Below are 1169 nucleotides of genomic sequence, written 5' to 3' on the forward strand. Positions count from 1 at the left end.
GAAGATCACGAAGTCGCAGTTGGCAACGCCGGGCGTGTCGGTGCCGGAAGTCAGCACCGTGTAGATCGACGGGTCGGGGTGGTCGAAGCTGATCGTGCCGATGGCCATGAACCGCGCCAGGTCGTACTTGCAGGGCGTCAGGTTGCCGTGCCACGCGACCACGTTCAGCGGCGTGCCGGCCTGCTTGCCTTCCCAGAGGTGGCCCATGAACTTGTTGACGATGCGCACGGGGCCGGCGTCTTCTTCGAAAGCCGCGACGGGCGCCAGGAAGTCGCGTGCATTGGCCAGCCCGTTCGATCCGATCGGCCCCAGCTCCGGCAGGCGAAAGGGCGCACCATAGTTCTCGCAGACATAGCCTCGCGCCTCGCCATCGCCCTCACCCTCGTGCAGCGCGACGCGAAACCGCATGCCCCGCGGCACCAGCGCGATCTCGCCGGGCGCGACGTGCAGGCGGCCCAGCTCGGTATGGAGCAGCAGCGCGCCATGCTGCGGCACGATCAGCAGTTCGCCGTCGGAGTTCGCGAGGTAGCGCCCGTCCATCGAACGGTTCGCGCGATAGACATGCACTGCCGAGCCGGTCTGCGCGTGCGGGTCGCCGTTGCCGGCGATGGTCAGCATGCCGTCGACGAAGTCCGAGTCCCCGGCCGGCATCGGCCATGGGTTCCAGCGCAGCCGGTTGGCCGGCGTTTCCGCCTCGGTGAATGGTCCGCTGCGCCAGTTGCCGTCGTCGATGCGCGCGAAGGCTTCATGCATGGCGCTGGGGCGCCTTCTGTACATCCAGGTGCGCCGGTTGTGGTCGCGCGGCGCCGTGAAGGCCGTGCCGGACAGCAGCTCTGCATACAGGCCCAGCGGCGCCTGCTGCGGCGAGTTGTGCCCGACGGGCAGGGCGCCCGGAAGCGCCTCACTGGCGAACTGGTTGCCGAATCCGCTCTGGTAGTCGAGCGTTGTCATGGTGTCTCCATCCTTTGTTCCGGATCGATGCGGTCGTCAGTCCTGCCACCGGGGCGTGAAGAAGGGCGCGGGAAGCAGGATCTTCGATTCCTGGCTCTGCAGCAGCGGAAGCATTTCCACCACGTAGGCCTTCCATGCCGGGTCGGCCATCAGGAGCTCCCGCCGCTCGGCGCGCTCGTTCATGTCCACGTAGGCCCACATGTGGATCACCTGGTTGA

The 1169-nt window shown here is 67.3% G+C and carries 2 protein-coding genes; both read right to left on the reverse strand.

Annotated features, from left to right (window positions below; translation table 11 throughout):
• A partial coding sequence (locus ACSFA3_RS24705; RefSeq protein WP_435508002.1) for a homogentisate 1,2-dioxygenase occupies nt 1-951 on the reverse strand: 951 nt, incomplete at its 3' end.
• 36 nt (nt 952-987) lie between these two features.
• A partial coding sequence (locus ACSFA3_RS24710) for an NIPSNAP family protein (protein WP_435508003.1) occupies nt 988-1169 on the reverse strand: 182 nt, incomplete at its 5' end.

Source organism: Variovorax glucosi (genome assembly GCF_051216695.1).
Classification (GTDB): Bacteria; Pseudomonadota; Gammaproteobacteria; order Burkholderiales; family Burkholderiaceae_C; genus Variovorax.